The organism is Comamonadaceae bacterium OTU4NAUVB1 (genome assembly GCA_024372625.1).
Classification (GTDB): domain Bacteria; phylum Pseudomonadota; class Gammaproteobacteria; order Burkholderiales; family Burkholderiaceae_C; genus Variovorax.
Genome location: CP099603.1, coordinates 18,792 through 40,006 on the forward strand (window position 1 = coordinate 18,792; position 21,215 = coordinate 40,006).

Genomic DNA, 21,215 nt, shown 5'->3' on the forward strand with positions numbered 1-21,215 from the left:
ATCATCTTGAAGCGATCGATGTCAAACGCTTGCGCTGCCTCGCTAAAATAGCATGGCCATTCTCTTTGGCTTTGCGTAATTTTTGGACTACCCAGTTGTCTGGCAGGCTGCTTTAAACGATCTACTTGGTCAGCCAAGCCTGCTTGCGGCCGCACGTGCTTTGGCTTTGCGTCCGGCTTGAGAAATGAACGGTCATCACCAGGCGTTGATGCAACGTTCCTTCACAATCCGATGATGAAACGTTTGCTTGGTTTGTACTCTTGGATTCATGCGGTCATCGCAATATTGTTCGGCGGAGCCGCGCTCATGCTGATCGTGATCGCCGCGCGTGTGGCTTGGTCAGCGTTTGCTTCCGAGCTGAATGCATCGGCTGCCGAGGTCATCATCGAAGCCATGGGCCTGCTGGCGGCAGCGGTGGTGGCCTTGCAGATCTCGCAAACCATTGCGGAAGAAGAAGTCGTTCGCAACGCGCAGATCAGCGCGCCCACACGTGTGCGGCGGTTTCTCTCGCGCTTCATGGTGGTCATTGTGGTGGCAGTAGCCGTAGAGGCCCTAGTCGCGACCTTCAAGGCACGCGAGCAGCCTGAACTGCTGCTCTATGCCGCTGCCACGCTCATTGCTGTGGGTGTGCTGCTTGCAGCCTGGGGTCTTTTTGTCAGACTCAACCGGTATGCAGAGGAACTCGAACCTGAAGCCATGGCTGAGGCCAAGCGTGAGGATGAGAAGCTCAAGTAAGACGCGACATGTCCAAGCGATCTCTGAAAGGTTGGCCAATCAAAAGACGACCACCGACCTTTCACTGACGCACAGCCTCAGGACTGGAGGAAAAAGTCCACCTTGCCGTCGTCGAGGTCGTAGCGCGCGCCGACGACCATCAGCTTGCCCGCCTTGATCGGATCGGCCAGCGTCGGCTCGCCGGTGCGCAGCCGCTCGACGGTGCGACGCACGTTCTCGCGCACCGCGCCGTCCAGGAGTCCGTCGCCGGCGGCGCCCATCGCCTTGGCCTTGAGCACCGCCGGGATGATCGGCTCGACCATCTGCCCGATGCTGCCCGGGAAGACCGTGTTCTTCTCCACCACCGACACCGCCGCGTCCACCGCGCCGCAGCGCTCGTGGCCCAGCACCAGGACCAGCGGCACGTTGAGCACCTGCACGGCGTACTGGATGCTGCCCATGGCCACCGTGTCGATCGTGTTGCCCGCGTTGCGCACGATGAAGAGCTCGCCCAGGCCGGTGTCGAACAGGAGTTCGGGCGGAACGCGGCTGTCCGAACACCCCACCAGCACGGCGAAGGGAACCTGCGCGCGCGCGATCGCCAAGCGCCGGTCGCTGTCGCGCGCGGTCTTGAGCAACGGCTTGTCGTTCAGGAAGTCCTCGTGACCCTGCTTGAGCTTGGCCAGCGCCTGCGCCGGGGTCATGGTGGTCTTCGGACCCTCGGCGGCATGGGACGACAGGGCGCCGACGCTGGCGGCCAGGCCGAGCGCGCCGTAGCCCAGACGGAAGAACGAGCGGCGCGATGAATCGAGAGGGTACATGGGGGATCTTTTCTTATAAAAAGGTGGGAGATTCAAACAGGCCGACCTAACGACCGAGCGCATCATAAATAAAGCGCACCCTGTGCAACCCACTCATCTTTTCAATATCGCTATTGAGACCATAGCCTGCCAAAAGGGAAAGTACTCTTTTCAAATCAAGCTGACTCGTTTAGATGCCTAAAATTTAGCTTGCCATAACAAAAAAGCGTTTTGCCCTTCATAATAACTTATACACTTTTTCAACATGTGCTTACGCGTTTGCCCAATCTTCAATCAGCGCTGAATAAACAAAATTCTTCTGCTAAAAATTTGAACGCCTAGAAAATTACTTCGATCATTTTATGAAGCAGTTAAATTTTAATATTCTAAATATGATCCATTTTTAGAGAATGTTTGTTTTTGCTGATCCAACCGTAAGCAGTCTGCAAGGCAGCCTCCATGGCCTGCGCCTCGTTGAAAAAATCAAAAAAACTTATGGGAACATCAAAAATTTCCCCATTCATGAGTGATCTGCAATTCACGGATGCCCAAAAATGATCCAAGGAAACTCGTTTGGCCGAACACACGCAGTCCCATCCCTCGTGATACAAGTGATTGGTTTTTAAAGTCATTAAGATAAAACCTGGCTTTGCCGCTGTAACCCCGATTGGCGTCTTGGAAAAAATTTATCAAGAATGAAATCAGGTCAATGACTGACTGGAATCGAGCAGTCGATAAGAACCATCGATTTGCTTAAGCATGGTCCCAGTGTCTTTAAATTTCTTGATGACGCGAGCAGCGAGTTCACGAGATGTGCCGACATTTCTTCCTACATCGCCTGCTGAAATTTTAGTTCGCAGTACTTTGTGACCTTCTTCGTCCAAGGTTGAGATCTCTTGCAAAAACTTGAAAATTCTTTCTTGCCCGCCCTGCAGTGCCAACGACTCTATTTTTTTGTCAGCGGCTCGCAGCCGACTCACCAGACTGAGCATGATCCGATTTTCAGGGGAGTCAAGGTGTGGCATGCACGATTGAAAAACCGCTCGTTCGATCACAAGCAATTCGCATGCGGTCACGGCCTTGACACTGGTCGAGTGAGGTTCCCCATCGATCAAACTCATCTCGCCAAAATAGTCGCCTTGCTTGAGGGTGCTGAAGATCACTTCCCGTCCACGCTCGTCTCGCGTGGTCACATGCACTCGGCCGACCAAAATGGCGAAGAACGCATCGGACTGCGCGCCTTGACGAAAAATCAAGGCGTTGTCCTTGAACTTCTTTTTGACGAAAGAACCCGCCAGGGCTTCCAGCTGCGTTTCTGTCAGAGACGCGAAGATTGGCACCCTTCGCAGCAGTTCTTTGTTGGACAAGAGTGCCATGCCATACCTTTTTACAAATTAAGCAAAATTTTATGCTGATCCTTGTGTCAACAGTCAATGCTTACTTACATTAAAGTTGGTTTGCGGCAACAAACAAGTTTTAGTTAAATATAAAGTTTTACAGCCAACAACTTCAGTAGGCTTTCTCCTTCAATGGCAAAAATTCAGCTGAAACAAGTTGATACCTGTGTCTAAGGAGAACCGGATGTTATTGCTAATTAGTTTGTTTCCAATCATTGCTTTTTTCTGTCTGGCTGTGGATTCGCATGCGCTGACCATCGATCAACTGACGCAGGCCCGGATCAGCCTGTCACATGCTTATCTCCAGTCCCACGCATCCAACATTTCTCTCGAGACACGTTACCTCATCGACTGCGATTGAATCTCGACTTTTTATCTTGAACTCAGAGAATTAAGCATCCAACCGCATCGACGTCATCGAGCGGAAATTTTGACCAAATTTTTTAAACAAGAAACTCAAGCCTGCAGGAGTTTTTCAACCTCATCGACGGCGGCATGAAATCTGCTGAATACTTTGCTCAGACGCTGATTGTGCAAGTCGAAGATGGCATAGCCAGTCACTTTATAGAGCGACTTTTCTTCTGTGAGCGTTGGCGTTTCCAGCACTTCATAGATTCGGTAGATGCCGTGTTGAACCTTGATGCTTCCTCTGACGAGTCGCACGACTAGCGCTCGAGCAGCGTTGGGTTTGGCGCCGATGGGCGATCCCAGGTCGTGGTCATCGAGTCCGCTTGGATCGTCCGAGAAGAATTCGAAGGATCGTTTCTCAACACGCAACGGTTGCCCGCCATGGCCAGCTGGGTCTGCTGCTCGTACAAGGCAGTAATGGCGAAGCGTGATTCGCCGTTGGGCCACTCCACCTCGAGGCAGGCGTCGTTCAGGGCCTGCCAGATGGTCTGTGTGACCGTGAGCGTGTCTACGCTGTCTGGTCCGCTAACCGTGATCGTGATTGGTGCTGACATGGTGCTGCTCCAGTTTCTTGGCGACTCAACCCAGCGAGCGGCTTGGCTGTTGGCTCATCGCGCAAGGGGTCGGGTTTTGCGGGTCAGCCTTTTCATCGCCTTCCAAACCAGTGGCGGCGTCAGCAGGCGGGCTGCCTTTTTGACGCGATCGGTCTTGCGTGTCTTCATGAAGACGGACACCGCTTCGTCCGGGTCCTGTTGCCCTGCCTTCGGGCTGGTGTAGTAGTAGCAAGCCACAGAGCGTCGGGTCACGCCCTCGGGCGGGCACAGGGGTCCTGGGTGACCGTGGTAGCTCGCCGGGCCGTGCGGCATCAGGAGCGTGTGGCCGAACTCCGGTGACACCCGTGCCTTGCACTGTCCGTTCTTGGCGTTCCACAGTTCCAGCACCCCTCCCCAGGCGTCCTGCCAGCCGCGGTTAAGGTAGGTGATCATCACCATCTCGTTCTTCAGCCCGACGTGCGGGTGGAAGCTGAAGTCGCGGTGGATGGCAAAGTTGCCTCCCGGGCGGCTCTCATGCAACCCACCGCCGAAGTGCTGTGGGTCTGTGAGCAAGTAGGGCGTTCCGGTGATGTCCGAAAGCCATTGCGTGAACCAGCTGGAGTTCACGACGTTGAAGTAGAGCTGCGAGGCCGGACCCAAGGCCGCGCCGAGTTCCGAGCGACGCGTGGATTCGTAGACGCTGCGCACGTCCTTCCAGCCACCTTCGGGCCGAAGGTCGAACTCTTCTTGTACCAGTTCCAGCAGGGCGGGGTTGAACAGGTCTTTGATCACCAGGTGAGGAAACGGCGCCGCAGCATGCAGGCGCGATCTCAACTGCGCAATGGACTCCGGCGTGAAGTAGGAACGCCCCACCAGCTGGCCGAGCTGCAGCCGCACGCCACGAATGTGAACCGTGTCGGGAGACCGGTCGCTCACAACACGTAAGGTGGGAGAGAACGCAGGAGAAAGCCATTGAGCCGACATCGAACACCACCTTTGCGAAGACCTCCTTTGCAAGGATCTGATGAGGTCTAAAGTAGTAAATGTAGCTCGATGCCAAATAAAAGCGCATGACGTCGTCGCCATTTCGTGACGACAATTTCACACTTTGGACAGGTTTAGGTACTTTGTTGAAAGATGAGTGGCTTGTGACACTAAATCGGATTCTTCCGATTCGGGTTTATGCCATATTTTTTCAATCCACTCAAATCAAAAGAGCAATGCACCATTAATCACTAATAAAAAAGTGAAAGGAAACATGTTGATCAGCTCTTTTCTCGACGGCTGCCATCTTTATCAAAATACTTTTTTTATTTGAAACGCGTTGCAATATTGGGAGTGCTCACGTCAACTCGCCAAAGGTGCTCATCGCCTGTTCGTCATGATCGAGCACGGCTCGTACCGCGCGGTGCAGGTCTTCAATCCTGAAAGGCTTGCGCAGCACCACAGCATTGGCGATGCCGTTGAGTGCCAACGTGTCCGAGTAACCGCTGACGAAGACAATCGGGAGCGCTGGATACTGCGCCTGTGCCGCTTTGCCCAACACCGCGCCATTCATGCCGGGCATCAGGAAGTCGATGACCATGACATCAGGCTGGCGTGCCTGGATCGATGCCAGCCCGGCCTGTCCGTCCACCGCGGCCTGGACGTCGAAACCCAGGTGCTCCAGGCCGGCGACGATGATCTCGCGCACCGCTGCGTCGTCATCCACCACCAAGGCATAGAGGCGCGCCAGCACAAGACCCTCCTGCATCTCGTCCTGACGTGCCGCATGATCTTCGGCAGTCACAAGCGGCTCGACGCGAGGCAACGAGATCAGAACGGTGGTGCCTTGGCCCGGCTGACTCTGGATGACCAGGTGGCCTTCGCACTGCTGCACGAAGCCATGCACCTGGGCCAGTCCGAGCCCGGTGCCTTTACCGCGTTCCTTGGTGGTGAAGAAAGGCTCGGTTGCACGTGCCAGCACTTCCGGTGACATCCCTGTCCCTGTATCGGTGAGCCAGACGTCCACCGAGCGTCCATCCGCGGACTCGCACGAATCGATCTCGATCGAGCCGCCGTCGGGCATGGCATCACGCGCGTTGACCGCCAGATTCAACAGGGCCAGCTCGAGCTGGTCCGGATCTGTTCGTGCCCAGAGGCCGGGCGTGCCCTGGAGCGTTAGGCTGATGCCCGGACCCAGGGCATTGCCGATCAAGGTATGCGCGCTGGTCAGGACCGCCTGGATGTCGGTGGCCTCCATGGTGAGGCGTTGGGTCCTCGAGAACGCCAGAAGCTGGCTGGTGACCTTCGCACCCTTGCTGGTGGCCGTCATGGCGTTGTCGACGTAGCGGTGCTCGACCATGTCCTTGGGCAAGCGCCGCCGCAACAGCTGCAGGTTGCCGCTGATGGCCATCAAGAGGTTGTTGAAGTCGTGCGCGATGCCGCCGGTGAGCTGCCCGATGGTTTCCATCTTGTGGGCGTTCTGCAGCGTGACTTCGGTGCGCAGCCGGTCGCTGTTGGCCTGTTCCAGGGCTTTGGCCTGGACCGACAGCTTGCGTTCCATTTCCTGGCGGTGATGGCTTTGGAGGTCGGCCTGGTGGCCTCGCACCTGCTCCAACTTCAGGAGCGTGCGACCGTCGCGCAGGATCAGAAGCGCCAGCGGCCAGACGGTGACCACCACGATCAGGGCGATGGCGGTCTGCACGCTGAGCTTGTCGTTTAGCACGCCCTGGAGCAGCAGCCAGCCCGCCACGACCGGCACCAGCAGCATGAGCAGCTGCCGGCGTGTGGCCGCGCCACCGGGCGACGCCGAAGCAATGACGCCCGACCAACCCTGGGCTGGCGAACACATCAGGACGGCCAGGGCGAGCAGCACCAGACTGGCCGCGGTGTGAGGTGCCATGGTGTTGAACAGCCACACCTCGTACAACCCGGTGACACCATAGACACGGCCCAGCAACCCGGTCGCCGCGATGACCAGGGCCAACCCTGCACCGGCATCGGCCCAGAGGCGATTCGGGCGTTGCATCAACAGGGACAACGCGACGAGCGAGCAAGCGACGGCCGTGGCGATGGCGGTTCGTCCGGCCTGGGCAGCCGGCATGCCGAACACGAATTGGGCAACGGCCGGGCTGATTGCGTCGCGGCCAGCGACCAGATGACTGAGCAGGATGGAGACCCCGCCCGTCAGGGTCAGTCCAGCCGTCCATGTTCGCAGTCGCGCCCAGGACGTGGTCGCCGTCAAGACCGAGATCGACAAAAACACCAGGAAGGCCGCCGTGGAAACCGACATGCCCTGGAGCTGCGGATACATCCCGGTCAAGGCATGGATTTGATTCCCGTAGCCTGTCAGCGTCAGGAATGCCGACATGAGCGCCAGCACGGCGAAGCAGCGAGCGACCTTGAGCATAGGTCGCGAGTATGCCCAAGACCCTGCACCGTGCAGGATAAATCCTACTTTTTTGTTCTGGTCAAGTCAGGCCGCTTGATCGAACCCGTCGAACAAAGGCGTTGGTTCGACAGGCATGGAAAGGCAAGAGCAACCAGCTTGCGATACAGAACGACTGCCGTTCATTCCCGGAAGTTAATTCATCATCATCACAAGCACTCTGCAGCGATGCATGAGCGAGTTGTCAAAGGTCGCAACAGGCAACCAAGCACGCGTTAGGACTTTCCGTAATCGCACAAAAAATAGAGAGATTTCAATTTTAATTATGTGAATGTTCAATTCACATCACTTAAAAATACATGATCACCTGCGGCTTTGATACCAAGTAAGGCCTTGCTGTTCTAAGGTTCCCTTTACATGTTTGATGTCAAACTGTCCAGATCTTGCTATTAATTGACGCCAACTCTTGCATCCATAAATTTGTGGCCGTTGATCAGGATGGCAAATGCGGATCTTAGCGATGGCCAAATCTAAGCGTGTCATTTCGCCAGCAGAGCTTACATTTTCTTGACTTTTCAGAAGATGAACTGCAGTGCTATTCGGCCAATCTACTGTGCCGTCCGGCATAATGCCGTGAAGTAGGGCTCCGAAGTGTGGACCTTGAACGAATGCTTCAAGACGATTTTTAGACTCGAGCATGGTGTCTGTCCATTGAAGTAACTCCTCATAGCAAAACCGTGCTGCTTCCAAGCCCTCATCCAGTAATAGCATTGCCTGGTTGCACTTTTCATCAATAGCTAAATCATAATCTTCCAACAGGTGATGAACAATACGATTGCGCAAGTTCTTAAACTCTTCTAATCTGTTGCGAGTCTGAGTCAATTGTTCGGATGGAAGCTCAAAAAAATGGCTTGTTTTAAAAGATATATTTCCATTACCGGATTCGCTTGAATTCGAATCTTTATGAATGCTTCTTATTTCACGAAGATATGAATGATTGAGTTCATCAAATAAAAATCCCATGGGCCTGGCCGCATATAGATTTTTACGATGCCTCTGGTTATCTAACGCAGTTTCGAGGGTGCCTGAATTAGTGTTGCCGATAAGTAGCGCTTTGAGTTGCATCTCATACCGCTGAACGCAAAGCATGAAGTCGCCTAGTTTTAGCTGAACATCGACTATTGGCTGCAGTGATGATTTCTTGTCCATCAAGATCAGACTTGATTTATTAAAAAAGGGATTGTGCCCACGTCGTGTCGATCAAACTGGTTCAGTTCTCTGACATGTCGAGCAAAGTTTGAAGCGTTACTTTCGTCGCATCGTCTTCCAGCTGGGTGCGCCGTGCAATGCCCAGCGCTCTCGACAGCGCCGGTTTCAGTGGCCGTGTGGTGATGCGGGGATCGGGCTGCGGCGCACCGGCCTCGTGGGGTAGCAGCGCCGCGCCATAGCCAGCCGCCACCAGGCTCTTCATCGCGTCGTTGTAGTTCAGCTCAATGCGCACCTGTGGCTGCTCACCACCTTCAGCAAACCACTCAGCGGTCTGGCGCGACAGCCGGGTGCCGCGATCGTTGGCGATCAGTGGCCGGGCGGCCAGCCAAGCGGGCGTCGCGTGCCGAGGTGGCTTCCATTCGGTCGGGATGAAGGCCAACACCGGCGACTGGCGCCAGGCGTGCACGTGCAGCCCGCGCAAGGTCGGCTGTGGCAGCGCGACGATGCCGACGTCCAGACTGCCGGAGACCAGCCGCACCAGTGCTTCTTCGCTCGTCATCACCGCAACCTGTACGTCGATCTTCGGATGTTTGACGGACAGGATCTCCAGCGCCTGAGGCAGAAGGTAGGCAAGGGCGCCCGTCGAGGCACCCACGCGCACGCGACCGCCGCGCGTTGCAATCTGGCGCTGCACGGTCTGCAGCAAATCGTCGGCTTCGCTCAACAGCCGTCTTGCCTTGTCGATGAGCAGGCTGCCGGCCGAGGTGGGGGTGACGCCACCGGGCGCTCGATGCAGCAGGCGTGCGCCCAGACGCGCTTCGAGTTGGGCCACGTGCAGCGTCACCGTGGGCGGCGCCAGGTGCAAGGCCTTGGCGGCTGCGACGAAGGAGCCGAGGTCGGCCACCGTCAGCAGGGTACGCAGTCGGTCGAGGTTGAGTTCACGCATCGTGCCGCTTTCGATCTAATTTTGCTGAAATCATTCAGGATTCATGAACTAGCAGTTTGTCAGATTCAACTGGTCTGCATGCGGCTGGCATCGCACCATCGGCTCCCCACACCCAAGGAGTACCGCATGACCGCGCTTGTTTTCATCGATGGCGACCAAGGCACGACCGGCCTGCAAGTGCGCGAATGGCTGGCCGGACGCACCGACCTGCGTCTGCTGCAACTGCCCGAGGCCCATCGCAAGCGTGCGTCGCACCGTGCGGAAGCGCTGAATGATTGCGACATTGCCTTGCTGTGCCTGCCGGACGATGCAGCGCGCGAGGCCGTGGCGCTGGTGCGCCGTCCCGAGGTGCGTGTCATCGATGCGAGTTCGGCCCACCGCACCACGTCGGGCTGGGTCTACGGCCTGCCGGAGCTGGCAGCGGGTCAGCCAGAGCGCATCGCCCATGCCCAACGCGTCAGCAACCCGGGCTGCTACCCGACGGGCGCGGTGACGCTGCTCAGACCCCTGATCGAAGCTGGTTTGCTGCCGGCCGACTACCCGCTGACCATCCATGCGGTCTCAGGCTATTCGGGACGCGGCCGCGCCGGGCTGGAGGACCATGAAGGCGCTGGCGCCGCCAGTGCTGCGCCTTTCCAGGTCTACGGACTCGGCCTTCACCACAAGCATGTGCCCGAGATCCAGCAGCATGCCGGCTTGACGCAGGCGCCGGTGTTCGTACCCGCCTACGGCAACTACCGCCAGGGCATCGTGGTGACGATCGCTTTGCACCTTCGCCTGCTGCCCATAGACGCGACGGTCGAGCGCCTGCACGTTGCGCTGCAGGCGCGGTACGCGGGTCAGCCTTTCATCGAGGTGCAGCCGCTGGTGGAGGAGGCTGATGCGCAGCGGCTTGACCCTCGCGCTCTCAACGGCACAAACCAGCTGCGGCTCGCCGTGTTCGGGCAACCGAAGACGGGTCAGGTGCTGATGACGGCGGTGTTCGACAACCTGGGCAAGGGCGCTGCCGGCGCGGCGGTGCAGAACCTCGATCTGATGCTTGGACTGCTGTCATAGGTCGCGCAACAAAACCATTGGCGTTTTGACGCTGCCTTGATCTGGCGGGAGGTTAAACCCACGGCGCCCTGTGCATGGAAGTCCCACACAAGCCTGCCAACCTAGCGAGTTTCGCGCATGCGAAACTCGCACCCTATGCAACGCGCCACATAACCAGGTCTTTCTGAGGCTGATTATGTGATCTGTGACTTCAAAGCGCGTTCGAATTGAACATGAACGCAGTGCCGAACTCGGTCCCTTTTTTTGTATGCAAAATCATGATGCCCGCAGGTTCCTTAGGGCAAGTGCTACTGAGGATGCAGTTGTAGCCAAATGGGTTGACATTCGGCGCCGCAACAAAACGGAATGCATTGAAATACACGCCTTCAGCTTCGGTGCCTTTTGAAACTTTTCTCTCCGAGTTGTCATTTGTGTTTCCTGCTCTGAAGCAATCATTCTGGTATTTCAGAGAGAATTTTTTATATCCATCGGAAGAATTGATTTTTCCTTCGAAGTTGCAAGTGCCATCACTTCCAGTGAACTTGCCATTGGTCCCCAAGTTGATATGGATTCTTTTTGCCAAATCGGTCACTTGCTTGGGTTGGCTGTTTTTTTCAACATTCTCTTCGGGTTGCAATTCCAGCTTGTAATCATATGGCGCTCGGTTCACTTCCACTGGCCACGTGTCGGCTGGGATTCCCGGGTAGTTGGCGAGAGGATTGACCGCATTAAAAGGAGGATTGACCTGAGGTACTGCCGAAGTAACCTTCAACTGGATCGACTGCGGCGTTATCGCTGTCGTCAGCGATAAACTGTTCAATCCTGCGGGGTAGTAATTGATTATTGTTCCTGGGCCCGGGTTGTAATGAATCGCACTTCCATCACCTGTCTTTTTATTTATTTTTCCAACAAACAAATGGTTCCAGGTCACTACATAGAAGTCCGTTGACCAAATTTCTCCATTATTTTCAATCAGTGCATAAGTTGTCCGTGAAAGCCCTTGAAACGGCGTGCTGTTCCCGACATACAAGCCTTTGGCTTCTACCTTGGAGGATTTTGGTGTCGTCATTGCTTCTGGCGCTGCCAGTGCATTGGCAGCCATGAGCGACATGGCCAAGATCGAAAGTGCTTTCATCTTCGAATTTCCTGTTGTTGAAAAATAATTGTAAGGATTTTTCAACATTTTGGAAACAAAAGTATGCCTTGAATGCAAGTGCAGCTCGCTCTGCAACGTTCCAAGCCATATCCGCACTTGATCAATTCGCTTGTGCCTCCCATCTTGGGTTAGCGTCACCGGCGTGCATGAAGACGCCCTGACCCGCACCTGTGCATCGTCAAGGCAACAGTGCCACCAGTTTTTTTCAACCGCCCTCAGGGCTTCGGAAGGCCGATCAAAAATGGCCGACGATGCCTCAACCTCGATGGCGTCCACTGCGGTCAACTATCTCATGATGACCCAAGCGTAGTGACGATGGGTGGACGCATGCCTGACTCGGATGCTGAAGGTGCCTTCAGACATGACGATCAAGTCCGTGAGTGAGCGTTTGTTGAACTACTGCTCGTGCGACGGCACAGGCTTCCTGCAGACTTGTGGCTGCCGCGCCTGTCAGGCGCTTGCCGACTCCGGAGGGACTTCGTCCATCGATGGCAAACGCCCAGCGCCACGTGCCACCGTTCTCGATGAAATCGATATCGACCTGGCGCTGGAGATAGAAAAATGAGTACCGCATGGCTGGCGTGTCGTTGGGGTGTGACTCTCAGGCCCATGCAGGCATGGCTCGCACCTTGTTGCTCCAAATGCCCAAGTGGCACTGCATTGCCGTAGCCGAACGCATAACACGTGCCAACCTCGTGAGCTTGGGTATGCATTGCGCGCATCCCCCGCGACGCGCAAGTAACAGCAACGTACCCATGGCATGCTGGAGGCGATGCGTCTCACTGACCACCTCCGTACCTGGGCAAAACGCATCAAGCGCGATGGCGTGACGCTATGGTTTGCAGGTCAGCATCTCAGCACGCCATGGCATGCAAAAGCACTGGGCGTGCTTGTGGTTGCCAATGCACTAAGAGGGTGTAGACGAAATCAACTGGCCTGAACATTGCAAGTCTTTTGCCCTCGATGCAGGAGATGGCAATGACGGAGCACAGGTCTGGCGATGGCGAGAAGGCGGTCAATCGAGGCGGCAGACCTGTGGCGCTGACGCCGCAATACATCCTCCTGCTGCGCGAGATCGTTGCCCGGATGCCGCATGCGACACTGGATGAACTTGCTGCCGAGCTCGATCGCCTCAGCAATGTCCGCGTTTGCACTGCGACCATCCGCAGGACGCTGCGTGCGCAAGGCATCGTGCGCTTGATGCCAGCGCGACAGGCCCCAGGCGAGCCAGTCGAGCCAGTTGCCTCGGTCGCTGAGGCCAAGCGCTATGGTTACACCGCAGCGCACCGGCGTGAGGCTGGCCAATACAGCACCGATCTGACCGATGCCGAGTGGCATCTGGTCGCCGATCTTTTCGAGCGGCCCGAGGGAAGCCGCGGTGCGCCGGCACGCTACGAGCGCCGACACTTGGTCAACGCCTGCTGCTATGTGCTGAGGACGGGTTGCGCCTGGCGGCTCCTGCCGTCGAGCTTCGCACCGTGGCAGGCGGTCTACAAGGCCTTCGTGCGCTGGGTCGAGGTCGATGCCTTCGAGCAGATGCAGGACCGGTTACGCCAGCAATGGCGAGCCCGCATGGGCCGTGGAGCCGAACCGAGCGCAGCCGTCATCGACGCGCAGTCCAACCGCGCCTCACCGCAGGGTGGCGAATGCGGCTATGACGCTGGCAAAAAGGTCAAAGGCAGGAAGCGCCACATCGTGGTGGACACGCTTGGGCTGCTGCTGGCCGTTACGGTGACTGCTGCCAGCGTGCAGGACCGCGATGGCGCTGCCAACGTCGTGGCGCAGGCCTGTCGCAAGGTCCCCACCATCGAACGGCTCTACACCGATGGTGCGTATGGCGGCCAATGCGCCAGAGCGATCGAGCAGACCCACGGCATCCGGGTCGAGGTCGTGCGTCGCCCCGGCAACCGCTCGACCGGCACCCTGCATGATCCGCAGCAATCTCTCTGGCAGGAGCCTGCGCGAGGCTTCATCGTTCTGCCCAAGCGCTGGGTCGTCGAACGGACCCATGCCTAAAATGAGCGCTGGCGCCGCATGGTCATGCACCATGATCGCAAGACCTCGATCTCCACTGCCTGGGTCTGGCTCGCCGAGGCACGTGTCCTCCTCAGCAGGCTCGCGCTCATCAGTTGATTTCGTCTACACCCTCTAAGCCCAATCGACCTGATTCCCGACTTCATTCCAGTTTTGGGGTACGTCGATGACGTGCTGTTGTTACCAGCGTTGATCTGGCTTGCCATCCGGTTGTTGCCGTCAACGGTACTCACGGAATGTCGAGCCCAAGCCGATGAATGGATGCGGATACAGAAAGCCAGGCCTACCAGCCGATTGGGTGCGGTGCTGATTGTGCTGCTGTGGATCGTGACCAGTGCTTTCGCTCTCAACTGGTGGCTGTGCTGACATTCTTTGGCGTGGCGTTGGTCTGGTGCAGGACCTTGAGATTCGCCCACACTTAGTTTGTCAGCCTCTTGGGTCGTAAAACTAGTCACCAAGTTCAGAAAATCAAGTATTGTTGATTATGTGGTTCCCCTGTTAATAGTAGATGAAGTGCCTTTATCTGGGAAAGGCAAATTACTACGTCTAAGGTACTCAGTGAATAAAAAAGGGCGCATTTAAGTGCGTTCCTGCACTCGCCCGTCCCGACGATCGGATCGCGCCGTTCCGGATGGCTGCGGTTCGCGAGCGGCCGCAAGACCGACCGCCGGCGCGACAACCCGCCTAGTCCTTGCGATGCCGTCGCAGGGTCGCCGACGGCGACTCGCCGAACGCCTTCGCATAGCGCTTGGCGAACATGCCATGGTGGGCAAATCCCCAGCGATAGGCGATCTGGGCGACGCTGGCGCCCGGCGGGCAGTGGATCAACTCATCGCGTGCGCCGTCCAGACGCAGACGCCGCAGGTACTCCATCGGCGTCATGTCGCGGAAGTGCCGGAACGCCATCTGTAGGGACCGCGCGCTGGTCTGCGCAGCCTGCGCGATGTCCGCCAACCGCAACGGCTGCAGCGCGTTCGCGTGCATGAAGTCGATGGCGCGCCGGACATGGCGTGGCGCGGGCAGGGCCACCGGGCGTCGCAGGTGGTCGGAATGATCGTGCGGCATCGCCTCGACGAACAGCGACAGCACCGCTTCTTTGAGACTGACGATCGCCGAGGGTGCCGCGAGCAGCGGCGCATGACCCCGCACGCCTTCGATGATGGAACGGCTGATCCCGAACATCAGCGCCGCAGCGCCGCACTCGTGCGAGAAATGGGGTTCGAACCTCACTCGGTGGCGCATGGGCCGTTGCGTGAGCAAGGCCATGTGGGCGTGCAACTCGTCGCTGCTCAGTGCGATCCGGTGCCACGCGCTGTGGGACGAAAGTCCGACCGATTCGACAGTCCGCGAATCCATCATCAAACCACTTTGCGGCCTGGACGACACGCGGTCCTTCGTGCCTACGCCCAGGGACATCGAACCGGCCAGAGGCAGCGACATGCCGTAGCCATCAAAGCATTCCTCGAAATCGAGTTGGATGCCCGAACGCGACGAAGCGCTCGAGAACCCCACACCCCCGCAGAACGCGACAGTTGCTTCGAAGTCGAACAGGCGCTGCTGATGGCTCGTCACGCGCACCGGCACATATTCTTTCGACAGAAAGAGTTGCGCCTGCTCGACATCGTCGCAGCGCACTGAAACGCGGCGCGTACCGCCAGCTGGGCAGACCGTTGGTTCCGTGGGTTGGGAGAGTTGGTTCATGAGAGGGGTTGTCGTGCACGTCAGTCGTCGCAGCTTTGCGACAACTTTTTGAAATTGGTACTTAATAACTAATCTGAAGACGCGATGCGGGGCACTCCTGAAAACTTTTGCGTAAAGCTGACAAGGATTGCGCATCCGAGCCAAGGTCGCCGAAGACAGACTCAAGCCGCTTGGAAGACGACCGAAGTAGGGAGGCCAGGGAGACAGTGCCGAGATGTTCACGGCGCGAATCCAACCGGTCTAACCCATGAAAAAGCTCTCCACCCGACAACTTCTCATCTGCACGTTCATCGCCTTGGCCCTGCTAGTGCTCCTGGTCAGCCTGCTTGCCATGCGTTCGCTGAGTGCTTCGAACGACCGCTTCTCGGGCTATGTGAACGGCATCGCCCAGCGCGAGAGTCTCATCTCCGACATTCGATCGTCGGCCAACCGTCGCGCCATCGGCGTGCGCGACATGGCCTTGGTCACCACGGCGCCCGAGCGTGATGCGGCCAAGGCGGTTGCAGTGAATGCCAACGACGAACTGCATGCCGCGCTCAGGAAGCTGCGCACCGCCATGGACCGGGATCAGGACGTGCCCGAGCGTGAGCGAGCGCTGTTCGTGAAGATCGAGAAAGTTGAAGCTCAGTACGAACCGATAGCAATCTCTATCGTCGAGCTGTCGGCTGCGGGCAAGGCTGATCAGGCCCGCGACAAGATCAATACCGTTTGTCGACCGCTTCTTGCCGAACTTATGACGGTCATCCGGGACTACGTCGAAGTCAGCCGGGAGCAATCCAGGAGCAGCGTTGAGGCATCTGCCTCGAGCTACGAGGGCCAGCGCACAGTGCTGCTGGCACTGGGTGGTTTTGCGGTGTTCGCAGCCATCGCACTAGGCCTGTTCATCACCCGCCGCATCCTTGGCGCTTTGGGCAGCGAACCGGCCGACCTGGGCATTGCAGCACAGCGCATCGCACAAGGCGATCTGCGGGAAATCGCCGGTGCCGGCCATGCCGCGCCCGGTAGCGTACTAGCGTCCATGGGGGTCATGCAAGGCCAGCTGGTTGGGCTGATCGGCAAGGTCCGCGCGTCAGCGGACAGCATCGCCTCGGCCAGCTCGGAGATCGCCCAGGGCAACAACGACCTCTCGAGCCGCACGGAGTCCCAGGCGTCCGCACTGGAGGAAACGGCCGCGTCGATGGAGGAACTCAACTCCACCGTCAAGCAGAACGCCCAGAACGCCATCGAGGCCAACCAGCTCGCCAATGGTGCGAGCGTGGTCGCCCGCCGTGGCGGCGAGGTGGTGGTGCAGGTGGTCGAGACCATGAAGGGCATCAACGACAGCAGCCGCCGCATCGCCGACATCATCGGCGTCATCGACGGCATCGCCTTCCAGACCAACATCCTCGCCCTTAACGCGGCGGTGGAGGCCGCCCGTGCGGGTGAGCAGGGTCGTGGCTTTGCGGTGGTAGCTTCGGAAGTCCGCAGTCTCGCGGGACGCTCGGCCGAGGCGGCCAAGGAGATCAAGTCGCTCATCGGGGCGAGCGTGGAGCGCGTGGAGCAGGGTTCGGCCCTGGTCGACCGCGCCGGCGCCACGATGACCGAAGTGGTGGATGCCATCAAGCGTGTGGCCGACATCGTCGGCGAAATCAGCGCGGCCAGCTCCGAGCAGAGCATCGGCGTTGCCCAGGTCGGTGAGGCGGTCACGCAACTCGACCAAGCCACCCAGCAAAACGCGGCCCTGGTCGAGGAGAGCGCGGCCGCCGCCGAGAGCATGCGCTTCCAGGCCGAGCAACTGGTGCAGGCCGTCGCGGTCTTCCAGACGTCTTCGTCGATGGTCGCAGAGGCTCAATCTCGGCCCACGCCCGCCCGTTCGCTCAAGCTTTCAGAACCGCGAAAGCCCGCGCCGGGACGCTCAGCAGGCAATGGGCCGGTGGTGCGAGGTCCCGCGCGCGGCCCGGTCCTCGCGACCGCGGGTGCGGCCCCTGCACGTGCCGGCTCGGACGACTGGGAGTCGTTTTGAACGCTCCCATAACGATCGACTTCGCTCCTTTGTCCCCACCCACCTACCCGGTCACCACACCATGAAGATCCTCATAGCTGACGACAGCCGCGTGATGCGCCAGGTCATTGCCCACATGCTGCGTGAGGCAGGCTTTCGCGGCCACCAGATCCTGGAAGCCAAGGACGGCGCCCACGCGCTGCAGGTGGTCCAGGCCGATGAACCCGATCTCATCATCTCTGACTGGAACATGCCAGAGATGACGGGCATCGAGTTCCTGCAAAAGCTGCGTGAGTTGGACAACCAGACGCCTTTCGGCTTCGTCACCACGGAGGTCAGCCCGGCGATGCGCGACCTCGCCACGGCCAGCGGCGCGCGCTTCCTGATCGGCAAGCCATTCACGAGCGACGACTTCCACGACGCGCTGTGCGACGTGATCGACTGAACCCTAGGAGCGTTGCCAGATGATCAAGCTGCCCACGGCCTTCCAGGTGAGTGACTGCGTGCGCAGGCTCACGCGGCGCGATGCCACCGTCACGGTTCTTGCCAAACCCGCCACAGCCAAATTGGCTTTCGCCGGTACCTTTCACAGCGGCGACGGGCTCCTCGTCGCCATGTGCGCGGCCGACCTTGCTCTTGCGGCCTATACCGGCGCCGCGCTGGCATTGATTCCAGCCGATTCGGCGCAGGAGCGCGTCCGTTCCGGTGCACTCGACGAGATGATGCAGGAGAACTTCGCTGAGGTACTCAACGTGCTCTCGCGCATTTTCGTCGTGCCCGAAACCACCCGCATGGCCTTGCTCGAACCGATTTTTCCGCCACGCGCAGTCCCGGAGATGCTGGAACTCGGTGTGCCCGGCACGTCGATCCTGCGCGCCGACTACGCAATCGACATCGGCGGCTACGGCGTGGGTCACCTCGCGCTGTGGGGGATGGCATGACGGGTCCGGCCGGGTCGCCTCGCGACGGCGTGCCGGCGCACGACATGAGAAGCCTTGCGTGGTCCTGCACCGAAGCGACGCTGAAGCACATGGAAGGTTCGGCTGACGAGCTGAAGCAGGCCAGCGCGCTGCTCGCAGACGCCATGGCGGTGCTGCGCAGCAACTTCGCCGCTGCTTTTGCGGCGACCACTGGAGCCGCAGACCGTGGCGAGTGTCGCCGCCACCTCGAAGCGGCCATGGTGGCGCTGCAGTCCGAGGACGCGCTGGTCCAGATGCTTGACGGCGTGCGCGAGCGCACGCTGCAGACGGCCGACGTCTTGCGCTATGTCGTGATGCCTCGAAGCGGCGAGGCTGATGTCTCCAGGTCCGGGGGCGGCGGTCGTACGGCCTACGAGGCGACGGCGTCGCGACTGCGCTTGGCCGTCATCGCGCTGGACGCGAGCATTGTGCGGTCAGGTCGGGTCAGGCAGACCCGGGCCGTCGCTGGCTCGATCGACCTGTTCTGAAGAACCGCGTCCTCCTGTTCCTCCTGCACTTACCAAAGCGTCTGCGCTTTCCTGGGCGCAGTTTGCACGTGCTCGTGCGCTCAACCGAGATCTCAGTTTTCAAAAAGAGTGTGTTCCCAATGACCAAAACGATTCTCACCGTCGACGATTCGCCTTCCATCCGTCAGATGGTCGCGGCCACGCTGCGCCGGGGCGGCTACACGGTGGTGGAGGCGGTCGACGGCGTTGACGCCCTGGCACGCGCCGGCAGCCATGACGACGTCGCGCTGGTGCTGACCGACCAGAACATGCCCAACATGGATGGGCTGACCCTCACGCGCAACCTGCGCGCGGATGAACGCTACGCGCGCACGCCCATCCTCATGCTCACCACCGAGTCGAGTGCTGAGATGAAGGCCTCGGGCAAGGCCGCCGGCCTGACCGGCTGGATGGTCAAGCCCTTCGATCCGAAGACGCTCCTGGCGGTCATCGCCAAGGTCCTGAACTGAACGCCGGTCTGACACGCCAGGAGAGTCCATGGACATCGACATGAGCGAGTTTCTCGGCATCTTCGTGGAGGAGGCGCGCGAGCACCTCCAGGAGATGGAAGCGATGCTGCTGGCCCTGCGCATCGACACGGTCACCACCGACGACCTCAACAAGATCTTCCGGGCGGCGCATTCAATCAAGGGCGGCTCGGCCACCTTCGGCTTGAACAGCGTGACGGAACTCGCCCACGTGCTGGAGTCGCTGCTCGACCGGCTGCGCGACCGGCGTCTCGCACTCACCACGGAAATGGTGGACGCGCTGCTGCGTAGCACCGACCTGTTGGGCGAGCAGATCAGCGAGCACGAGGGCCGCGGCACGGTTGATGCACGCGTGGTGGAGGAACTGTGCGAGCGCATCCGCAGGTTGACTGAGAGCCCGGCGAGTGCAGCGTCCCCCATCGCACCGTCCACGTCTACGCCCAAGCCCGCCAAGCCTTTGGGCATCGAAGGTGTGGCCTTTGGATTTTTTGACGATGCCGAAGCGACCCCAGCCTCACTTGCTACACCCCCCCTACCGCCGTCGCCATCTTCAATCGCTGTTGCTGAATCAGTGTCAGAGCCTGGATTGCTGCCGACGGAACCCAGATCGAATGGGCCCGCGCCCGTAACGTCAGCAGCCGCCGTTGCCGCTCATGAGTCGAGTTCCATCCGCGTGGGCGTCGAGAAGGTCGACCAGATCATCAATCTGGTGGGTGAGCTGGTCATCACCCAAGCCATGCTCGCGCAGTGCGTGGACTCCGCGGGCACGCAGCGCCTGGAAAAACTGAAGGCCGGACTCGACCAGCTCGACCGCAACACGCGCGCGCTGCAGGAAGCAGCCATGGCCATCCGCATGATGCCGATCTCGGCGGTCTTCAACCGCTTCCCGCGCGTGGTGCGCGACGTCGCCGCCCGCCTTGGCAAGGAGGTCGATCTGAAGCTCGTGGGCGAGGGCACCGAACTCGACAAGGGCCTGATCGAGCGCATCGTCGATCCGCTCACGCACCTGGTGCGCAACAGCCTGGACCACGGCTTGGAGGCGCCGGCCGAGCGCATCGCCTGCGGCAAGCCGGTCAAGGGCACGATCACGCTGCGCGCGAGCCACCAGGGCGGCAACATCGTCATCGAGGTCAGCGACGACGGCCGGGGCCTGAGCCGCGAGCGCATCCTGGCCAAGGCGCGGGAGCGCGGCATCGCCGTCGCCGACAACCCCAGCGATGGCGAGGTCTGGGCGCTGATCTTCGAGGCCGGCTTCTCCACCGCCGACAAGGTCACCGACGTCTCCGGGCGTGGCGTGGGCATGGACGTCGTGCGCAGCAACATCCACAGCCTGGGCGGCCGCGTGGAGATCCACAGCGAGGCGGGCCTGGGTACCCGGATGACGGTGCGCCTGCCGCTGACGCTGGCGATCCTGGACGGCATGTCGGTCTCGTGTGGCGGGGAGACGTTCATCGTGCCGCTGACGTTCATCGTCGAGTCGCTGCGGCCCTCGCCCGAATCCATCCGCACCGTGGGAAGCCAGGGCCGCGTGCTGCAGATCCGAGGCAAGTACCTGCCGATGGTGACGCTGCACGAGCTCCTGGGCATGAGCGCGCCTGCGGTGGGTGATGCGGGCGTTCCCGAGGAAGGAATCCTGATCGTGATCGACACCGAGGAGATGCGCATGGCGCTGCTGGTGGACGCGTTGCTCGGCCAGCACCAGGTGGTCATCAAGAGCCTGGAGACCAACTACCGCAAGGTGCCAGGCATCTCCGGCGCCACCATCATGGGCGACGGGCGCGTGGCGCTGATCCTGGATGCCGCCGGCCTGGGCCGGCTGGCCGCTAGCCAGCGGCGCGAGCGCGAGCTCGCCGAACTTGCCTCGGCCTTCCCTGGCGCTACTGCTTCGCCCACGTCCCCTGCGCTTCTGACGCACCGTCCCCGGGCTCAACCTGAACTGGCACTGTCATGACCCAAGCCACCCCCACTCCCACCGTCA

General features: G+C 59.4%; 19 protein-coding genes and 2 pseudogenes. 11 read left to right on the forward strand and 10 right to left on the reverse strand.

Annotated elements, in window-relative coordinates:
* Window positions 1-234 precede the first annotated feature (234 nt).
* The gene (locus tag NF681_00100; GenBank protein ID UST52426.1) at window positions 235-735 is read left to right on the forward strand and encodes a hypothetical protein; all 501 of its coding nucleotides are present in this window, start codon (window positions 235-237) and stop codon (window positions 733-735) included.
* A gap of 77 nt (window positions 736-812) precedes the next feature.
* Here the strand turns inward: NF681_00100 and NF681_00105 are convergent, their stop codons facing one another.
* The 8 genes from NF681_00105 to NF681_00140 all read right to left on the reverse strand — a co-directional run bounded on the left by NF681_00105 (window position 813) and on the right by NF681_00140 (window position 9,377).
* Window positions 813-1,418: a carbonic anhydrase gene (locus NF681_00105; GenBank protein ID UST52609.1), complete on the reverse strand. Its 606-nt coding sequence runs from the start codon at window positions 1,416-1,418 to the stop codon at window positions 813-815.
* 797 nt (window positions 1,419-2,215) lie between these two features.
* On the reverse strand, window positions 2,216-2,890 hold the full coding sequence (locus NF681_00110) for a Crp/Fnr family transcriptional regulator (protein ID UST52427.1): 675 nt from the start codon (window positions 2,888-2,890) through the stop codon (window positions 2,216-2,218).
* 477 nt (window positions 2,891-3,367) lie between these two features.
* Window positions 3,368-3,574 carry a hypothetical protein gene (locus NF681_00115; GenBank protein ID UST52428.1) on the reverse strand — a complete coding sequence of 69 codons (207 nt, stop codon included), beginning with the start codon at window positions 3,572-3,574 and terminating at the stop codon, window positions 3,368-3,370.
* Between the two features lie 2 nt (window positions 3,575-3,576).
* Complete coding sequence (locus NF681_00120) at window positions 3,577-3,873, reverse strand: hypothetical protein (protein UST52429.1); 297 nt, start codon at window positions 3,871-3,873, stop codon at window positions 3,577-3,579.
* 54 nt (window positions 3,874-3,927) lie between these two features.
* Window positions 3,928-4,836, reverse strand: a complete 909-nt coding sequence (locus NF681_00125) for a 2OG-Fe(II) oxygenase (GenBank protein UST52430.1) — start codon at window positions 4,834-4,836, stop codon at window positions 3,928-3,930.
* Window positions 4,837-5,194: 358 nt separating this feature from the next.
* The gene (locus NF681_00130) at window positions 5,195-7,243 is read right to left on the reverse strand and encodes a response regulator (GenBank protein UST52431.1); all 2,049 of its coding nucleotides are present in this window, start codon (window positions 7,241-7,243) and stop codon (window positions 5,195-5,197) included.
* 342 nt (window positions 7,244-7,585) lie between these two features.
* Window positions 7,586-8,431 carry a hypothetical protein gene (locus NF681_00135; protein UST52432.1) on the reverse strand — a complete coding sequence of 282 codons (846 nt, stop codon included), beginning with the start codon at window positions 8,429-8,431 and terminating at the stop codon, window positions 7,586-7,588.
* Window positions 8,432-8,492: 61 nt separating this feature from the next.
* A complete protein-coding gene (locus NF681_00140; protein ID UST52433.1) occupies window positions 8,493-9,377 on the reverse strand; it encodes a LysR family transcriptional regulator in 885 nt (294 codons plus the stop codon).
* 126 nt (window positions 9,378-9,503) lie between these two features.
* Here NF681_00140 and argC point away from each other — a divergent pair, with 126 nt between their 5' ends.
* Complete coding sequence (argC, locus tag NF681_00145; protein ID UST52434.1) at window positions 9,504-10,433, forward strand: N-acetyl-gamma-glutamyl-phosphate reductase; 930 nt, start codon at window positions 9,504-9,506, stop codon at window positions 10,431-10,433.
* 190 nt (window positions 10,434-10,623) lie between these two features.
* On the opposite strand, the gene NF681_00150 is transcribed toward argC, so the two are convergent.
* Window positions 10,624-11,844, reverse strand: a complete 1,221-nt coding sequence (locus tag NF681_00150) for a hypothetical protein (protein ID UST52435.1) — start codon at window positions 11,842-11,844, stop codon at window positions 10,624-10,626.
* Between the two features lie 85 nt (window positions 11,845-11,929).
* Here NF681_00150 and NF681_00155 point away from each other — a divergent pair, with 85 nt between their 5' ends.
* The 3 genes and pseudogenes from NF681_00155 (at window position 11,930) to NF681_00165 (ending at window position 13,968) form a co-directional block, all read left to right on the forward strand.
* Window positions 11,930-12,133, forward strand: a complete 204-nt coding sequence (locus tag NF681_00155) for a hypothetical protein (GenBank protein ID UST52436.1) — start codon at window positions 11,930-11,932, stop codon at window positions 12,131-12,133.
* Window positions 12,134-12,546: 413 nt separating this feature from the next.
* A pseudogene (locus NF681_00160) lies at window positions 12,547-13,701 on the forward strand (IS5 family transposase).
* Window positions 13,702-13,716: 15 nt separating this feature from the next.
* Window positions 13,717-13,968, forward strand: a pseudogene (locus NF681_00165) (DUF1232 domain-containing protein).
* Between the two features lie 318 nt (window positions 13,969-14,286).
* On the opposite strand, the gene NF681_00170 reads toward NF681_00165, so the two are convergent.
* The gene (locus NF681_00170; GenBank protein ID UST52437.1) at window positions 14,287-15,303 is read right to left on the reverse strand and encodes an AraC family transcriptional regulator; all 1,017 of its coding nucleotides are present in this window, start codon (window positions 15,301-15,303) and stop codon (window positions 14,287-14,289) included.
* 247 nt (window positions 15,304-15,550) lie between these two features.
* Here NF681_00170 and NF681_00175 point away from each other — a divergent pair, with 247 nt between their 5' ends.
* The 6 genes from NF681_00175 to NF681_00200 all read left to right on the forward strand — a co-directional run bounded on the left by NF681_00175 (window position 15,551) and on the right by NF681_00200 (window position 21,188).
* Window positions 15,551-17,305 carry a methyl-accepting chemotaxis protein gene (locus NF681_00175; protein ID UST52438.1) on the forward strand — a complete coding sequence of 585 codons (1,755 nt, stop codon included), beginning with the start codon at window positions 15,551-15,553 and terminating at the stop codon, window positions 17,303-17,305.
* 61 nt (window positions 17,306-17,366) lie between these two features.
* The gene (locus tag NF681_00180; protein ID UST52439.1) at window positions 17,367-17,729 is read left to right on the forward strand and encodes a response regulator; all 363 of its coding nucleotides are present in this window, start codon (window positions 17,367-17,369) and stop codon (window positions 17,727-17,729) included.
* Between the two features lie 19 nt (window positions 17,730-17,748).
* Complete coding sequence (locus NF681_00185; GenBank protein UST52440.1) at window positions 17,749-18,225, forward strand: hypothetical protein; 477 nt, start codon at window positions 17,749-17,751, stop codon at window positions 18,223-18,225.
* A gap of 44 nt (window positions 18,226-18,269) precedes the next feature.
* Window positions 18,270-18,731: a hypothetical protein gene (locus NF681_00190; protein UST52441.1), complete on the forward strand. Its 462-nt coding sequence runs from the start codon at window positions 18,270-18,272 to the stop codon at window positions 18,729-18,731.
* 119 nt (window positions 18,732-18,850) lie between these two features.
* Window positions 18,851-19,219 (forward strand): response regulator, encoded by a 369-nt coding sequence (locus tag NF681_00195; protein ID UST52442.1) that lies wholly within the window; start codon window positions 18,851-18,853, stop codon window positions 19,217-19,219.
* A gap of 40 nt (window positions 19,220-19,259) precedes the next feature.
* Window positions 19,260-21,188 carry a chemotaxis protein CheW gene (locus NF681_00200; GenBank protein ID UST52443.1) on the forward strand — a complete coding sequence of 643 codons (1,929 nt, stop codon included), beginning with the start codon at window positions 19,260-19,262 and terminating at the stop codon, window positions 21,186-21,188.
* Window positions 21,189-21,215: the final 27 nt, after the last annotated feature.